Source organism: Dyadobacter crusticola DSM 16708 (assembly GCF_000701505.1).
Taxonomy (GTDB): Bacteria; Bacteroidota; Bacteroidia; order Cytophagales; family Spirosomataceae; genus Dyadobacter; species Dyadobacter crusticola.
On record NZ_JNJB01000004.1, the window covers coordinates 92,130 to 107,305 of the forward strand.

Consider the following 15,176-nt stretch of genomic DNA (forward strand, 5'->3'; position numbering starts at 1 on the left):
AAGTGTTCCAGTCGGCAACGAAAAAAGCCGGACTAGTGCAGCCCGGCTTCTTCCAACCCAGAGTTATAATGTCCTAAGTGGCGAGCAGTCCCTCGGTAAAGGCTTCCCATTGAACTGCTGACAAGGCTTTTTCACCTATAAATCCCACAATCGCATTCCTGATCTTATCGAACAGTCCCTCCGAATCCTGGTTGGGCGACAGATTGCGGTCGTACACGCCGGCTGATACTGTCAGGTGATTTCGCGAAATGGTGAATGTACTCGTAGCCTCCGGCGCATAAAAGTGCGCCGTTTCAGTTGTGGCCGACGTGGGATCAGAAGCAGGCCGCACACGCACTGCAACAGACTCGACGCCTTCTGATGTTTCCTCGGCTACTTCTTCCACCATTACCCAGTCATATCCATCGGCTTCTTTGGTACCTGGCCCCGGAATGTCGATCCGGATCATTGCACCTTTCTGAACCGGGCCGGTCAGGGGGTTACCCGCACTGTCGGCCAGCATAAAATGCGCCAGGTGCTCGCCCGAAACCTCGTGCCAGCTGTTCACATCAAGCAGTCTTCGCTTTGCTGTGTTATAAAGCGCGACTGCTTCCGCTACGGTTGCGCATTCCTTTACGGTTTCGGCATCCACCTCATCGCCGGTCCTGTTTTCAGGTACCGCGTCTGTGTGATTCTTTTTTTCCATGTTTCAGTTGGTTGTGAAGTGTAAGTAAAATTCAGTCTTGGCTCAGCATCGACAACAGCCGTTTCATATGCTCAATGTCACTCCTGCGCTGCTCGATAGCCTCGTCTATGATGCTGTCGAGCCCGGCATTAAACCGCTGCGCTTCCTCCTGTAAGGCAGCGTAGCAGGGTTGCAGCTGGGCAATGTAGTTGTTATGGGCTATGATTGTCTTTTTAGGTCGCTTGTCATATTCGGGATATTCGAGGTAAATCTCCTGGTTGATCTGATCTGCATACCAGTCACCTGCGGGATCGGGTACGGGCACCGGCGGCCGGCAGCCAAGCAGGTAGGTTTGCGCCTTGAACGGATATTTGTAGATCAGCACATTCACCCGGACTTTTACATCCGGCTTGGAGCCGGGCTGGTATACCGATAGCGGGTAAATGCGCTCAATGAGGATCGCACGCCCGTTTGCGAAATCAACATCAGGCAAATACAACTCGTGCGTTTTTCTAAGGGCATCCACGTGCTCCCCGATCTTTTCGGAAGAAAGATACTCTTCCGGCCACTGGCCCACCTGATCGTGAATTTCCTTCCTGGTTTTCAGGAGCAGTGCATCCGGATCATACTGAGAAAATAGCCTTATTTTTTGCATGGCTCAACTGTTTGGATGAATTGTTAAACGATCACGTATTACAAACTTTTAAATACAAATCCCTCAACAACAGCAACATCACCTTCTATTCCCTTGGCCACGATCCCGGCTCTCACAGCACGGTCCCAAGGTGGCAGGTAGGTAATGTCCGGACTGTCGATCTTTAAAAACTTAAAATCCTTTCCATTCAAACTGTATGAAAAACGGATATCCGTGTTATTGGTTACCGTCATTTTCAGGAACACATGCTTGTTTTTGGCAGCAACCGGGAATTTGCCCAGTGAACTTTTTGCGCCGTCTTTAACAAGCGAAATGCCGATACTATCCTGCTTCGTGGTAGCATAAATCATGTTTTTATCATCCCCGATCAATGCAACCCCTGCATTCACGCTCTTGCCCGGTACTACTTCCACTACCGCTTCATAGCTGCGGCTATCTATCCTGCGGGCGATAAAAGCCTCCCGGTCGTCGCTGATTTCCATTGCCAACCGTCCGTTTTCCAGCTTCATTTCCGGCTTATTAAAAACAGACCAGCTCCACTGCAAATCCAGATTTTTTTTGTCAAAATTATCAGTAACCGTGTAAGAACCTGCTTTTCCGGTGGGTTCAATGAACTCGTCCGTAAAACGCAGCCAGTTGTCTGCTGTAAATTCAAACCCGCGGATCAAAGCCTGGCGGCCTGTGTATTTATTGGATACCCTGTCGTAGGCGTGGTACATAAAGTAATTTTTGCCATTGTGCTGGATCGCAGTTCCGTGGCCGGGGCACATCCAGTCGCCCTGTGCGGTGAGGATCGGGTTGCCCGGAAATTTCTCCCAGGGGCCCATTAGATTTTTAGAGCGGGCAATGCCGGTGGCGTAAGTACAGCCAGGCCCGCAGCAGCCTGCCGCCGCATAGATGGCATAGAAGTACCCATTATTCTTGATCACCGACACCCCTTCCACCAGGTTCGCTTCCCAGGGCGTATCATTTCTGAAAAGCTCGTTTTTTTCGCCGATCAAAGCCGTGCGATCTGCATTGATTTCCTGGATCCAGATCGGGGTTGGCTTATTTACGCTATTCCCGTCTTCTTTCCAGATCAGGTGCAGCTTGTTGTTTTCATCGCGTATTGGGAATCCGTCTATCGAACCTACTTCCTGACATACCAGCGGGCCGTGGTCTGTAAACGGACCTTCAGGTGAATCGGCGCTGGCTACCCCAACGCACAAATTCCCGCCCTTTTTGTGAGCAGTGTAATACACATACACTTTGCCGTCTTCATAACTGAGCTCGGGCGCCCAGTAATAATAATCCGCCCAGGAAGTGAGGTCGGGGAAAATGGAACCCGTATGCTGCCAGTTCTGCAGATCTTTCGATTTCATGATCGGAAAAGCAGGCCCCCAGTTGGAGCTTGTCGCAGATGCGTAATAAGTATCTCCGACTTTGATAATAGATGGATCCGCAAAATCGCCGCGTACCACCGCACGCTGCGCATTTGCAAGCTGAACCAATGAAAACAATAGCAGACCAAATGTCAGTTTCTTCATAGATATTTTTGATGTGAATACTTTACAATGCCCAAATATAACAACGGTTACTCACCGGAAGGAACCGGAATTATCTGTCCGGTTGCAACAGGCTCTCCAAAATTGGGTAAACCGTCCGCAGTCCACGTGAATTTCTGCATTCTCACATTCCTCGCATTGCCGCAACCTTGCCCTGCGGCCGAGTTGGCGTGGTAAATGATCCAGTCTTCTTTTCCGTCACGCGATTTGAAAAAACTGTTGTGCCCTACCCCGAATGCATTTGCCGACGCCAGTCCTGTAAAAACCGGCGCAGCTATTTTAGTCCAGCTGGCAGCATCCACCGGGTTACTTCCCTCTTTCAGGCTGATCAGCCCGAGCGAGTAACGGTCGTCGCCACAGTAGCTGCCCGAGTAGGCGAGATACACTTTGCCGGCCGGGTTGCGCAATATTTCGGGGCCTTCATTCACCGGGAAGCCACGTCTCTCCCATTCATTTTGGGGCGAAGCAATCTGGACAGTCGGGCCGGTAAGTGTGTAGGGATTGCTCATTTTAGAGATATATAGATTTTGCGTCAGGTCTGTACTTCCCCCTGCAAAAGGCCTGCCTGACCAAATCAGGAAAAGCGCAGTATCCTGCTGAAAAACAGTCGCATCGATCGACCAGAGATCCGCAGGCTGGGTGGTAAGTCGGCCTTTGTCGGTCCAGGTACCTTGCGTAGGGTCGGGATTTTCATTTTCAAGTACCCACATGCGGTGCTCACGGTCGTTCCCATCCGAGCCGGTGTAATAGATATACCATTTCCCATTCAGAAAGAACAGCTCCGGCGCCCAGATATCCCGTGAGTTGCCACCCGAAGCCGGTGCACTGAAAACGGTGACAGGCGCTGCGTCTTTCAACCGGCTCATTTTTCCTGTTTTCCAGATCTGTATCCGGTTACCCAATGTGTGGAGGTAGTAATAGGTAGTGTCTTTTTGGTAAACCCACGGATCGGGAGCTGCATTCAGCAGTGGATTTGTAAATGTGGCGGCCGGCTGTGCGCCGGGCTCGGGGCTTCCAGGTAGCGGGTTCTTCGCTTCTTTTTTGCAGGAAGCATCGAGGAACAACACCAGAAAGCACCAGCTAACCAGGAAATTTCGAGCGGATCTGAAAACGTGATTCATTATTTGAATTGGTTAATGCATTTTAACAAAAAACAATGGTACCAAGGCAGCTACCCGGTACCATTGCATTTAATGGGGAATTCTCAAAAGCAGCCGATAAGCGCCGACTTATGTTAGTAACCAGGATTTTGTGTCAAATTCGGGTTAAGGTCAATGTCTGATTGCGGAATGGGGTACCACTCATTCCGGCCTTTGACGAAGTTGGTGAATTCCGGATCGCGCACAGCAAGTTCCGGGCCGAGCTCGCCCCACCGCTGCAAGTCCGCAAAGCGCCAGCCCTCGCCGGTCAACTCGGTAATGCGTTCATGTTTGATCTGCGTCAGAAACTGAGCTTGTGTGAGACCAGGTCGGGTAACTGTCAAAGGACGGAGTCCTGCACGTACCCGCACCATATCTACAAAGGGGTAAGCCTGTGCTGTTTGCCCGATCCCATTCAATGCCTCAGCGTACATCAGCAGAATATCCGCATAGCGCAGCAGCCGGTGGTTATTTGGTGAGCGGAAACCTTCTTCGGTCCGACCTGCTTCATTGTCATTCAACTGTTTCCTAAACCAAACCGAGCTGCTTTCACCGCCAGAAGTACCATAGCGGGAAGCGAATGTTTGCCCGTAAACCATTGTAAATTGTGGTCCGCGTACATCAGTGGAATCAAAAAGCAAAGTCGCCGCCAGTCTCGGGTCACGGGTACCAAGAGCCGTATTTTCTTTTTCAAATTCACTGACCAGCCAGCGCCGGGCGCCACCATCGGAGAAACCTACGCCGCGAGGTGCATAGAATTGTGCGATAGAAGTACCCGTATTATTAATGCGCGTTTCGTCTACGTCATCGTCGGTATTTTCATTGGGGTTAAACCGGAATTGTATCTCAAAAACAGATTCACTGTTGTTCTCGGTTGAAGCCTTGAAATTGTCCTGGTAATTCGGCACCAAAGTGTATACACCGTTTCCTTCGCCTGTAATAAACCAGGCAAGTGCATTGGCAGCCTCCTGGTGTTTGTTCTGCTGCAGATAAGTTTTCCCAAGCAGTCCCATTGCCGCGCCCCGGGTTGCCCTTCCAAGATCATCGCCTGTGTAGCGCAAAGGCAATGCAGGCGCAGCCTCGGTAAGATCACGCTCCACCTGCGCCCAGGCTTCTGCATTGGTTGCATTGGAGGGACGGTCGGTGGGTGTAGAAGGTGTAAGAATAATGGGCGGCCGGCCGTAATACAGCGCCAGGTTGAAGTAAAACAAGCCGCGCAGGAATTTTGCCTCACCGATAATGCGGTTTTTCAAAGCTTCGTCCATTTCAATACCAGGCACGTAAGCCAGCACCTGATTGGCACGAAAAACGCCGATGAACAAATTTTGCCACGTTCCGGCAGTCAGACCTTCGTTGTAATTGGTCTGGTTGAAGCTCATGATGTTGTTCAGCGTAATATCGCCGCCCGAGCCGTAACCTTCGTCGGACCGGAGCATTCCGTGGTAGAACAAAAAGCGTGAATACAAGGTCGCCGAGCGGTGGAAAGTACTGTAAACTGCATTGATCCCCTTGATCGCATCGCCCTCGCTTTTCCAGAAAGATGCGATAGTTGGATTGTTTGGATTGGGTTCGTCAAAGTCGCGGTTACACGCACTGGCAACAAGCAGAATGAATGAGGTAAGCAAAAATATCTTTTTCATATCGATGTATTTTGAGATAAAAGGCCGGAAATCAGAAACCCAGGTTCAGGCCGAAAGAAATGATTCGTGAAGCAGGATAGCCGCCTACATCCACACCCGGTTCAAGGTTGAAGTTGGCGCCCACTACATCAGGATCAAGTCCGGTGTATTTGGTGAAAGTCAGCAGGTTTTGCGCACTCACGTACACTCTCGCATTGCTTACACGCAATTTCCCCGTCACACTTTCCGGGATTGAATAGCCCAGCTCCACATTTCTCAGTCTCAGATAAGAACCATTTTCCAGCCAGCGATCGGTATTAGCGCGCACGTTGGAGACAATCCCGCGATCGGCAGAAGCAGGGTCGCCTGCTGCGCCTGTGGCGTAGGATACGCCCAGTCTGGGGAAATCGGTATTCGTATTTTCAGGAGTCCAGGGATTGATGCCTCTGCGGTAGTTGGAGTAGCCCATTCCGTCAATGTCCCTTCTCACATCATTATATATCTTCTGTCCAAAAGCACCGTAAAACTGGATGTTCAGCGACAAGCCCGACCAGGTTCCGTTCAGGATCAGCCCGGAAGTAAGCTTCGGCCACGGACTGCCAGCGAATGTCCGGTCACGGTCGTTGATATCGTCGTTGGTACCCTGGTCAACCCGGTTCACATAACGGATATCGCCTGGTTTCGCGTAAGCAGCCTGGGCTCCGTGCGCCTGGATTTCCTCGTCGTTCTGAAACAGTCCATCCGTTTGGATCAGGTAATATTCACCGATTGAGCGGCCCACCTGCGAGCGCGTGTTACCAGACTGAATGTAGTTCCTGGGCTGTCCCGTTTCCTCATCCACACCGAGATTGCCGAGTTCGAGCACCTTGTTACGGATAATGCTGAAATTCGGCGCAACACTCCATGTGAATGGGCCCGACGTTTGCCGGTAAGTAAAATCAAACTCGATCCCTTTGTTTTCAATGGACCCGATGTTCACCAGCGGATCACCCTGCAGGTTGCCAATGTAAAGCGGCAGCGGCAGCGAGAGCAGCACATCCTTCGCTACCGAGCGGAATGCGTCGACGGTGATCGACAGCTTGTTATTGAACAAAGTGAGGTCTGCACCAATGTTGGTGGTCGCCTTTTGTTCCCATTTGATATCTTCATAAACCAATCTCGCCTGGGTAGCGCCAGGGAATTCAGTTTGACCAGATCCAAAAACCGCACGAGGCGCCTGGTTCAAAAAGCCCGTAAACTGGTAGTTGCTCAGGTTAGCAGAGCCAAGTACACCGTAAGAACCCCTCAGTTTTAGTTCATCGATGATATCCGATTTGAAAAACTCCTCATTACTGATCTTCCAGGAAGCCGCTGCCGAAGGGAAATAGCCGGTGCGGTGAGCTGGCGAGAAGCGAGAGTCTTTGTCAGCCCGGAATGTCAAAGTCAGGTAATATTTTTCGGCATAGTTGTAGTTCAACCGACCCAGTGCAGAGTTGATCAGTGTTTGCGAGCGTGTTCCGGTAGCCGTCATTCCGCCGCTCGCCGAGTTAATCGTGGTGAAGTATTCACCTCCATAAAAGCCGAGTTGCAGCCTGCGCCCGCCCACATCGTCGTTGCGGATCGTTTGCTGGGTATAACCCACTACCCCATTCAGGTTGTGTTTGTTGAATGCAAAATTAAAGTTGAGGGTATGCTCAAAAAGGTAGCTCAGGAACTGCCCCCGAGTTTGTCCGATGCTGCTAAATTCGGGTGACTGGTTCCAGTACCACAAACCTTCCCGTCTGAGATCAGTCGTCTTATCAAAGCTTGTTTCCAACCCTGCATTAAAGCGGTAATTCACACCTTTGAAAAGCTGGTAATCGACAAACGCATTTCCCAATATCTTGAAGAAATTGGCGGTAGACTGTGTGATATCATTGATCGCTGCCTGGTTTCTTGAAAACGACCGTGCATTGAATGAACCAAAACCCCAGCCGCCCGGATTGGAAGTACTCATCAGATCAGGGCTTTTCACCGGAATGATCGGCAGGCTTGTCCACATATCGTACCAGGCGTTTCCTTCCGCGAACCCGCCCTGGAATGGCGCATTGCGTTCCGTGCTTGAAACCATCAGGTTTTCACCAAAAGTAAAATTGTTACGTTTCGCTTCCGTGTTGATCCGCAAAGAGCCGCGCTTGAAGTCACGCGCTTTGAGTACGCCCTTATCGGAGAAATAGCCGCCCGAGATCAGGTACTTGCTGTCTTTTCCTCCTCCCGACAAGCTCACGTTATAATCCTGGATACTGCCCGTCTGCAACAGCTCGTCGGCCCAGTTGGTATTTACACCTCCATTGTAATTTGCAACAGCCGGCTGCAAAGCATAACCTGCCGCCTGGTAGGCGCGTGTATTGGTTTCCACATATTCCTGTGCATTCATCATATCCCATCTTTTCGGAATCGACGAAACGCCCACGCGTACGGAAGCATCCACTTTCAATGTGCCTTCTTTTCCCTTTTTGGTGGTGATGATGATTACGCCATTTGCAGCGCGCGACCCGTAGATAGCTGCTGCCGAGGCATCTTTCAGTACCTGTATCGTTTCCACATCGTTCGGGTTGACGGTTACGTTCGCATCAGCAAACATCCCGTCGATCACATATAATGGGCTTGCATTTCCGAAGAGTGTACTAAGCCCGCGTATATTGACAACCGCTTCCTGCCCCGGAGCACCGCCGTTCCGCACAGACACGCCAGGCGTCATCCCCTGCAAAGCTTCGGGTACGGAGCGGGCAATACGTTTGTTGGTGTTTTGGGCATCGATGATTCCCGTAGCGCCGGTAAGGTCTGTTCTCCTCACTGACTGATAGCCGATTACAACGAATTCTTCGAGGTTTTGAGCATCCTCGGCCAACTGAATAGTGTAACTGGTTTGCTCAGTTACCGGGACTTCCGAAGTAAGATAACCGATGAATGAAACCCGCAGCGTTTGCCCCGTTTGGGCACTAATGGAAAACTTACCGTCGGCATCGGTGATGGTGGCAGTGCTGGTTCCTGCGATGAGAACAGTCGCACCGGGAAGCGTCTCGCCGGTGGCGGTTTGTACGAGTCCGGAAATTGTCCTGTCCTGAGCGATAACCTGCCCCAGCGATCCAAGAAAGAAGATAACAAGATTAATCAGGGTAAAATAGCGCATAGCTTGTTGATTGTAAACTGGTTTTTACATAAATGAAAGCACGTGGTCGTGACGAAGAATGTAGGTATGCCTATTGATAAAAATTATGCCATTGATCCGAAAAATAATGCAAAACTGTACTAGTAACATCAATCAGCAAGGAGCAACTGGAATGGTATTAGTACACGCATTGGTCTGATTGTGAATTATCTCTAAAATTTTATGGGCAAAAAAAAACCCGATACGGAGGCTCTGATCGACGAGCTGGTAGACTACTTGCGGGCAAAGCTCGAAACGATATTGGCCAACTGGCGACTCGCATGTGAGGCTGACCCCACAATGAGCAGTAAAAGCAGCTTTTCCCGGGAAGAATTTAATGATCAGGTGCCGGTGCTGATACAGCTGCTGTTTCTCCGGCTCAAAAAAGAGGAGGTACCCCTTGATCCAGGCACAGTAGCCAGCGAGCACGGTCTCCACCGCTGGCAGTCAGGTTACTCGCTCGCTGAGCTGATTGCGGAAATGGAGCACCTTTTTAAAACGATTTTCGACGAAGTAGAGGCTTTTGAGTTATTGTCCGGGAAAATGGATCCCAAGACGCTGCTTTTTGTACAACAGCAAATATTCAAAGTTTACGGAGAATCCAACAGAGGCAGCTTGATCTACTATCACCAGCTTCTTCAGAACGACGCCGCCGAACGCGCCCGCAGCCTGCAATTTGCATTGGACCAGCTGCACCAGCTAGGCGAAAAACGCGGCGAGCACCTCCGGCAAAGCTCCCACGACCTGCGTACCAGTTTCAGCATCATGACAGTAGCCTCCCAAATGCTCGAATATCCCAAAACCGAAAAAGAGCGCACGGAGCTGATGGATATGCTTAACCGGAACCTGGCATCTATCCGTGAAATGCTGCTGCAGCTGACCGATTATGCCAAAATCGAAGCTGGCCAGGACGCGCTGGACATTCAGCAGTTTGACGCGGCAAAGCTGATAAAGGATACATTGGAAACAGCGCAACCGCTTGCCAAGCACCACAAACTGATTTTACAAGGCGCCGGTCCCGACAAGCTCAAAGTAACGGGCGATCGCGTCAAAGTGCAGCGGATACTTATTAATCTGCTCTACAACTCATTGAAATACACCAAAAGTGGTAGTGTATACGTGACCTGGGCACTGGACAATCAGCTGCGATGGAGCCTGAGTATCCAGGATACTGGTCCCGGGTTTGCCGCCAACAGCCCGGCTGCATTGCTGGCTGAACAGCTCAAACCAAATGTAATTACCAGCGCAAGCCACCAGGAGCCACAATTGATGGAAGAACTTCCTCCTGGTCAGGCGGAACAGGCACAGAAAAAGGAGAGTGAAGGGCTCGGGTTATTCATTGTCAAAAAACTTTGCGAGCTGATGAAGGCGTCCATGGACATTGAGAGCATTCCGGGTAAAGGTACGCTCGTGCGGATACGCTTTATGATGCAACCGGAATGAGACCGCACAAAATATACAGCCGGCCAGCCTTTGTGAAGAGCTGGCCGGCTCTGTATGCATAATGCCCGTTCAGGATCACTATGTTGTTTTGCTGCTTAGACGCTATCTGGGTCGATAAAACCAGAATTTTCAGTGCTAATGAGCGTGGAAGTTTTTCCTTGGGAACGATCGCTACAACTTCCTGGAATACTCCCTACTGCTTCGTTTCATCCGACTCTGTGGCCTCCTTGTTTCGTCCCGGCAGCGACTGCTTTTGCTCGTCAGTCATTTCAATATTCTTCCTGGTATCTACCATTTCTGAGTCTTTCCCTACTACCGACGAATCAATAGTAGCACCGGTACTTTCCTCGCTGCCGCCAGCGCCGCCCTTCTCTCCTTGTGAACATGCAGCAAGTGCCATCAACATTACCATTCCGAAAGCTTTGATCGTGTTTCTCATCTCAAAAGTGTTTGGTTTTCAATTTGCGCCAGCCGACCTATCAAAACCGTTCCAGACTGAGGCATCCCGTTTTCCCCGAATTGCCTGCTTCTTTTTGGCATAATTTTTAACGGGGCGGAATTCTTGCAAATCATCAACTAACTATTTAACGGGTACCATTATGAAAATCATCAGCACAAAGTTCCACAGCCGACTGGACTATCTGACCGGCGCACTGTTTATCGCAATGCCCTGGATAGCCAACTTTGAAGACGTACTGCCCGCTACCTGGACCCTGGTGGCCGTAGGTGCGATGGCGATCCTGATGTCGATTTTCACCGACTATGAGGGAGGTATGGTAAGAAGTATCCCAATGTCGGTGCACCTGAATGTGGATATTGTCACAGGTCTGTTCCTGGCCGCTTCTCCCTGGATATTCGGCTTTGCAGATCAGGTTTACCTGCCACACGTAATACTGGGTCTATTTGAAACTGCGGCTGGCTTGATGACCTCACGTACTGCCACGGGAGCAGAAGAAAACGCCTTTGAACGCAGCCACAATGTAAATTAAGTTTTTAGTACAAAATCAGTTTGAATTATGGGAAAAGATCAATCAGGCGGGTTTCATCCGCCGAAAGGCAAACCGTCAGCGGTTAATAAAGTAGAGGGATTAGGCATACCCAATGCACCGGCAGACAAGCTGGAAGAATTTCTGGAACTGGACGATCAGTATGTGGAAGATGACCTCACCATTGATCCGTCGATACCGATCCGTCACCCGAACAGAAATACCTCAAAAGGTGAAAATTCCTTCAAAGGCAAGGAAAACAAGCCCGAAAGTGATAAAACGGAGGACCTTGCTATTGTTGATTCGGTAGACGTGGAGCCGGAAGAATTGCCGCAGGTACTCAGTAAAGAGCTGTTTATCGAGCTGGCAAACTATACCTCTTCCTGCTGTGCAACTGTATACATCCCTACCCATAAAGCCGGCGTAGCCGTCAATGAGAAAAAGGATGCGATCGTATTTAAAAATACATTACAGGATCTTGCTAAAAGGTTTGCAGAAAAAGAGATACCGGTAGCTGCGATCGAGCAAATGCTTTCTCCTGGTTACGAGCTGCTGAAAGACGACGCTTTCTGGGCAAGTATGGATAACGGACTTGCGGTGTTCATTTCGGAAGGGTATTTCAAATACATTAAAATGCCGGTAGCTCCTGAGAGCGAGGTGATGTGCGAGAAAACGTTTTACGTTTCTCCCCTGATCCCGATCATGGCTTCAAAGGCATATTTCTATTTGCTGGTGATCAGTAAAGCTAAATGCAAGCTTTTCAAAGCCGATGCATTCGGCATGCAGTATGTGCCCGTGGAAGATCTGCCGGAGGATATGATGGATGTAAAACGTCTTTCTGAAAAAGACGCGAGCACTGTGCGGGTAGCAAACAGTTCCGGAGGCGGTGCCAACTTCCACGGAATGGGCGGCGGCAACCCCGATGAAAAAGCGAATATCGCTACCTACTTCGAATACGTGGACGATATCCTGTACAAGCAGATCCTCAATACCGAGAATGTGCCGCTGCTGCTCGCAGGCGTTGAGTACGAGATCCCCATTTACCGGTCGGTGTGCGATTACCATAATGTTTGCAGCGAGGCACTCACCGGCAGCCACGAACACGACGAGAAGCAGGCGCTTTATGAAAAAGCCAGGGAGATTATGACGCCGTATTTCAGACAGCCGCTTGAAAAGGCGCTGACGATCTATGCCAACCAGTCTGCCACCGAGCTTACTTCTTCAAGTGCAAACGATATCATACCCGGCGCGCATTACGGAAGGGTTTCGCACATTTTTGTACAAAAAGCGGAGCATATCTGGGGTACTTTCGACGAGGCCAACAACGTGCTGAAATTGCAGGAGGGTGAAGACTCAGAAGACCTGCTTGATCTGGCGCTGATCAAAACCATTCAGACGGGTGGCGAAGTGTACGTGCTGGATAAGGAAGAAATGCCCGTAGAAGGTGTTATTGCCGCTGTTTTCAGGTATTAGGATGCAGGGAACGGCACAGGTAAAGTTCAGGTATGAGTACCATTATGTCAACGGACTGATGCTGCACGTGGGACATATGGGCCCTGCCTCCGGCGAGATAATCATGTTTTTGCATGGTTTTCCCGAGTTCAGCGAAAGCTGGCAGAAACAGGCGGAGTTTTTTGCAATGAATGGCTACCACGTTATAGTTCCCGATCAGCGGGGCTACAATCTGAGTAAAAAGCCAATTGCGATAAAAGATTACGCGTTGAATAACCTGGTTGCCGATATCGCTGCATTGATTACCTCCATCTCCACGTGCCCGGTTACAGTCGCCGGGCACGATTGGGGCGGAGGCGTAGCGTGGACGCTCGCGCAGCAACATCCCGAACTGCTGAAAAAGCTCATTATCCTCAATATGCCCCACCCTGGGGTAATGCAGGAAAACCTGCTCAGAAATCCCAAGCAAATGCTGAAAAGCTGGTACGTGGCATTCTTCCAGCTTCCTTTTCTACCAGAACAGCTTTGCAGTGCATTCAATTACAAATGGCTGGCGGCCAGCATGCGCAAAACAGCGCGGCCGGGTACGTTTTCAAGAAGCGATATTGCAGCTTGCAAACGCGCGTGGCGGCAACCGAATGCACTTACTTCGATGATCAACTGGTACCGTGCTTTTGCCCAAAGCCCGCCGGATCTGAGTGGGAACATTGAAGTACCCGCATTGATCCTCTGGGGAACAAAAGATCTTTTTTTATCTAAAAAAATGGCTGAACAAAGTGTCGGCAGATGCACCCACGGGCAACTGATCCTGCTCGAAAATGCTACACACTGGCTTCATCACGAAGAGCCCGAGCTCGTCAACGAATACATTTTCGCATTCCTGAAACAGTGACTTTTCCTTATTACGTCAGTTGGCTACCTGGTACAGGTATTCCCAGTTGAGGTAGTGGCATAGTCCTGCAAGTTCAGGAAAAAGGGTCTGTGCGTTAAAGCCCAGCATGTCCAGGTGCTCCATCAGCTCGCGTTTCAAGCCGGGCGGAATGGTGAATTCCGTTACATTCACTTTTACATCTTCATCAAACTGCATGGGTACAAATCCGCATTTCTCCTCGGAATAAGGATGCACCGTAAACCAGCCTGATTGTGCGATAATGCGCTCATTGTTGAGGGACGGCCGCAGTACTTTCAATTCCTGTATTTCAAACGGCGAGTCAAGCGTTGTACCCCCCGTCAATTCATCTTTGTCGATCACCTGGTCATTATAGCCCCGGAATAGGTATACAAACGAAGGAGTTTCAGAATCGTCTATGTCGCATATCGCGAAGTACAAGGCAACGAGCGGGTTGCTCGACCAGTCGAGTAAGCGTGTTTTGAGCCCGTAATGCTGCGCCAGGATCAACAGCTCCCATTCCTCGCCAATTGTATCGGGAAGCAGCAACTTGCCCCGCCGTTTCAGGTCCAGCAGCATCCGTTTCTCAATAGCCTTGATATCCTGGCCCTGGTGGTAGCGGGCAATGGAAGGGACCAGCGGTGCATTGATCCGCTGGCCCCTGAAAATGAAAAAGTCGAATTCGTCATTTTTCAATCCCACGATATCCCTAATAAACTGGTCAATGGATTTGATTTCGATAGACTTCATATTTGTTCGTTACTTCTCGACAATGAATTTTCGATCACTAAGAGAATACCCCGCGCCGCGGGCAAGTACATGTACTCCTAGCCCTTCTACATACACCGGCTGCATTTTCTTGGCTTCTTCAAAATTGGTACTCTTAATATTGTCTGCTTCGAGGATCAGCGCGACACCCGAGCCGATCGTGTGCAGCTGGTTCCCTCCCGTGATCACAAGCCCGGTGTCTTCACAAATACCCAGTGCCATAAAACCCGGGTTCAGAAGCAATGCTTCGGCCAGGCGTGAAAAGCGGCCGCGGCTCATGAAGTGGGTATCTATAATGGTTTTGGGCAATAATGTAAATCCCCTGCTCACCTCCACAATCCCTTTGAGCAGCGACTCGGTGCTCGAACCTTCCCGGATCGTCACCGCAGACATGGCCATTGCACCCGCACTTGTACCTGCCACTACGAAATCTTCATTACGGTACCGCTCTTTAAGCAAATCCATAAACTTCGTATCGCAGATCCTGTCGATCAGGCGCGCCTGGTTACCGCCGGTGAAGAACACGCCGTCCACATCTGCCAGAATACCGAGCGTCTTTTTACTATCCACATTCCGGCCGTCCAGGTGGAGTACTTCCACGTTTTTACAACCGAGACTGCCGAATGCATCTACGTACATATCGCGCATTTCGTCGGGCAGCTCCGATGCTGTTGTCACCACCGCCAGCCGCGATTCAGGCCCTTTCATTTCTGTAAGTACCTCCTGCAAAATGCCCTCGTTTTCGAATGTGATCTGGCGGGATCCGCCTCCATTGTCATCCTGCGGGCTGCGGGCTTCTTTCCCGCCAATCGGTATCAGCTTTCCTTTAGGTATATCCATCATGTGTA

The 15,176-nt window shown here is 50.3% G+C and carries 13 protein-coding genes; 4 read left to right on the plus strand and 9 right to left on the minus strand.

The genetic code is table 11. From position 1 onward, the window contains the following. Positions 1 to 73: 73 nt before the first annotated feature. The 6 genes from Q369_RS0103850 to Q369_RS0103875 all read right to left on the minus strand — a co-directional run bounded on the left by Q369_RS0103850 (position 74) and on the right by Q369_RS0103875 (position 8,772). Positions 74 to 685 carry a hypothetical protein gene (locus tag Q369_RS0103850; protein ID WP_031526482.1) on the minus strand — a complete coding sequence of 204 codons (612 nt, stop codon included), beginning with the start codon at positions 683 to 685 and terminating at the stop codon, positions 74 to 76. A 31-nt stretch (positions 686 to 716) separates the two neighbouring features. Next, on the minus strand, positions 717 to 1,319 hold the full coding sequence (locus Q369_RS0103855; RefSeq protein WP_031526483.1) for a hypothetical protein: 603 nt from the start codon (positions 1,317 to 1,319) through the stop codon (positions 717 to 719). Positions 1,320 to 1,357: 38 nt separating this feature from the next. Next, positions 1,358 to 2,845, minus strand: coding sequence for a family 43 glycosylhydrolase (locus tag Q369_RS0103860; RefSeq protein WP_031526484.1), 1,488 nt, complete (start codon positions 2,843 to 2,845; stop codon positions 1,358 to 1,360). Positions 2,846 to 2,892: 47 nt separating this feature from the next. Beyond that, positions 2,893 to 3,984, minus strand: a complete 1,092-nt coding sequence (locus Q369_RS0103865; RefSeq protein WP_031526485.1) for a glycoside hydrolase family 43 protein — start codon at positions 3,982 to 3,984, stop codon at positions 2,893 to 2,895. 113 nt (positions 3,985 to 4,097) lie between these two features. Then, positions 4,098 to 5,642 carry a RagB/SusD family nutrient uptake outer membrane protein gene (locus Q369_RS0103870; RefSeq protein ID WP_031526487.1) on the minus strand — a complete coding sequence of 515 codons (1,545 nt, stop codon included), beginning with the start codon at positions 5,640 to 5,642 and terminating at the stop codon, positions 4,098 to 4,100. Positions 5,643 to 5,673: 31 nt separating this feature from the next. After that, positions 5,674 to 8,772, minus strand: a complete 3,099-nt coding sequence (locus Q369_RS0103875; protein ID WP_084165640.1) for a SusC/RagA family TonB-linked outer membrane protein — start codon at positions 8,770 to 8,772, stop codon at positions 5,674 to 5,676. A 201-nt stretch (positions 8,773 to 8,973) separates the two neighbouring features. On the opposite strand from Q369_RS0103875, the gene Q369_RS0103880 reads away from it, so the two are divergent. Continuing rightward, a complete protein-coding gene (locus Q369_RS0103880; RefSeq protein WP_031526489.1) occupies positions 8,974 to 10,233 on the plus strand; it encodes a sensor histidine kinase in 1,260 nt (419 codons plus the stop codon). Positions 10,234 to 10,426: 193 nt separating this feature from the next. Here the strand turns inward: Q369_RS0103880 and Q369_RS0103885 are convergent, their stop codons facing one another. Further along, positions 10,427 to 10,672, minus strand: a complete 246-nt coding sequence (locus Q369_RS0103885) for a hypothetical protein (protein ID WP_031526490.1) — start codon at positions 10,670 to 10,672, stop codon at positions 10,427 to 10,429. Positions 10,673 to 10,832: 160 nt separating this feature from the next. Between Q369_RS0103885 and Q369_RS0103895 the strand changes: the two genes are divergently transcribed. The 3 genes from Q369_RS0103895 to Q369_RS0103905 are packed head-to-tail and all read left to right on the plus strand — an operon-like array spanning position 10,833 to position 13,563. Continuing rightward, complete coding sequence (locus tag Q369_RS0103895) at positions 10,833 to 11,222, plus strand: SPW repeat domain-containing protein (RefSeq protein WP_035332968.1); 390 nt, start codon at positions 10,833 to 10,835, stop codon at positions 11,220 to 11,222. A gap of 27 nt (positions 11,223 to 11,249) precedes the next feature. Beyond that, positions 11,250 to 12,692, plus strand: coding sequence for a baeRF7 domain-containing protein (locus Q369_RS0103900; RefSeq protein WP_031526492.1), 1,443 nt, complete (start codon positions 11,250 to 11,252; stop codon positions 12,690 to 12,692). Between the two features lies 1 nt (position 12,693). Then, on the plus strand, positions 12,694 to 13,563 hold the full coding sequence (locus Q369_RS0103905; protein WP_031526493.1) for an alpha/beta fold hydrolase: 870 nt from the start codon (positions 12,694 to 12,696) through the stop codon (positions 13,561 to 13,563). 15 nt (positions 13,564 to 13,578) lie between these two features. On the opposite strand, the gene Q369_RS0103910 is transcribed toward Q369_RS0103905, so the two are convergent. Both Q369_RS0103910 and Q369_RS0103915 read right to left on the minus strand, forming a co-directional pair. Then, positions 13,579 to 14,310 (minus strand): FRG domain-containing protein, encoded by a 732-nt coding sequence (locus Q369_RS0103910; protein WP_031526494.1) that lies wholly within the window; start codon positions 14,308 to 14,310, stop codon positions 13,579 to 13,581. Positions 14,311 to 14,319: 9 nt separating this feature from the next. Continuing rightward, positions 14,320 to 15,171, minus strand: a complete 852-nt coding sequence (locus tag Q369_RS0103915) for a cyanophycinase (protein ID WP_229206728.1) — start codon at positions 15,169 to 15,171, stop codon at positions 14,320 to 14,322. Positions 15,172 to 15,176 lie beyond the last annotated feature (5 nt).

Bases quoted from the DNA above. Each gene is read 5' to 3' on its own strand.
- Q369_RS0103870 (WP_031526487.1), bottom strand. From the start codon at position 5,642: ATGAAAAAGATATTTTTGCTTACCTCATTCATTCTGCTTGTTGCCAGT.
- Q369_RS0103855 (WP_031526483.1), bottom strand. From the start codon at position 1,319: ATGCAAAAAATAAGGCTATTTTCTCAGTATGATCCGGATGCACTGCTC.
- Q369_RS0103915 (WP_229206728.1), bottom strand. From the start codon at position 15,171: ATGATGGATATACCTAAAGGAAAGCTGATACCGATTGGCGGGAAAGAA.
- Q369_RS0103905 (WP_031526493.1), top strand. From the start codon at position 12,694: ATGCAGGGAACGGCACAGGTAAAGTTCAGGTATGAGTACCATTATGTC.
- Q369_RS0103910 (WP_031526494.1), bottom strand. From the start codon at position 14,310: ATGAAGTCTATCGAAATCAAATCCATTGACCAGTTTATTAGGGATATC.
- Q369_RS0103900 (WP_031526492.1), top strand. From the start codon at position 11,250: ATGGGAAAAGATCAATCAGGCGGGTTTCATCCGCCGAAAGGCAAACCG.
- Q369_RS0103895 (WP_035332968.1), top strand. From the start codon at position 10,833: ATGAAAATCATCAGCACAAAGTTCCACAGCCGACTGGACTATCTGACC.
- Q369_RS0103875 (WP_084165640.1), bottom strand. From the start codon at position 8,772: ATGCGCTATTTTACCCTGATTAATCTTGTTATCTTCTTTCTTGGATCG.
- Q369_RS0103865 (WP_031526485.1), bottom strand. From the start codon at position 3,984: ATGAATCACGTTTTCAGATCCGCTCGAAATTTCCTGGTTAGCTGGTGC.
- Q369_RS0103880 (WP_031526489.1), top strand. From the start codon at position 8,974: ATGGGCAAAAAAAAACCCGATACGGAGGCTCTGATCGACGAGCTGGTA.
- Q369_RS0103885 (WP_031526490.1), bottom strand. From the start codon at position 10,672: ATGAGAAACACGATCAAAGCTTTCGGAATGGTAATGTTGATGGCACTT.
- Q369_RS0103860 (WP_031526484.1), bottom strand. From the start codon at position 2,845: ATGAAGAAACTGACATTTGGTCTGCTATTGTTTTCATTGGTTCAGCTT.
- Q369_RS0103850 (WP_031526482.1), bottom strand. From the start codon at position 685: ATGGAAAAAAAGAATCACACAGACGCGGTACCTGAAAACAGGACCGGC.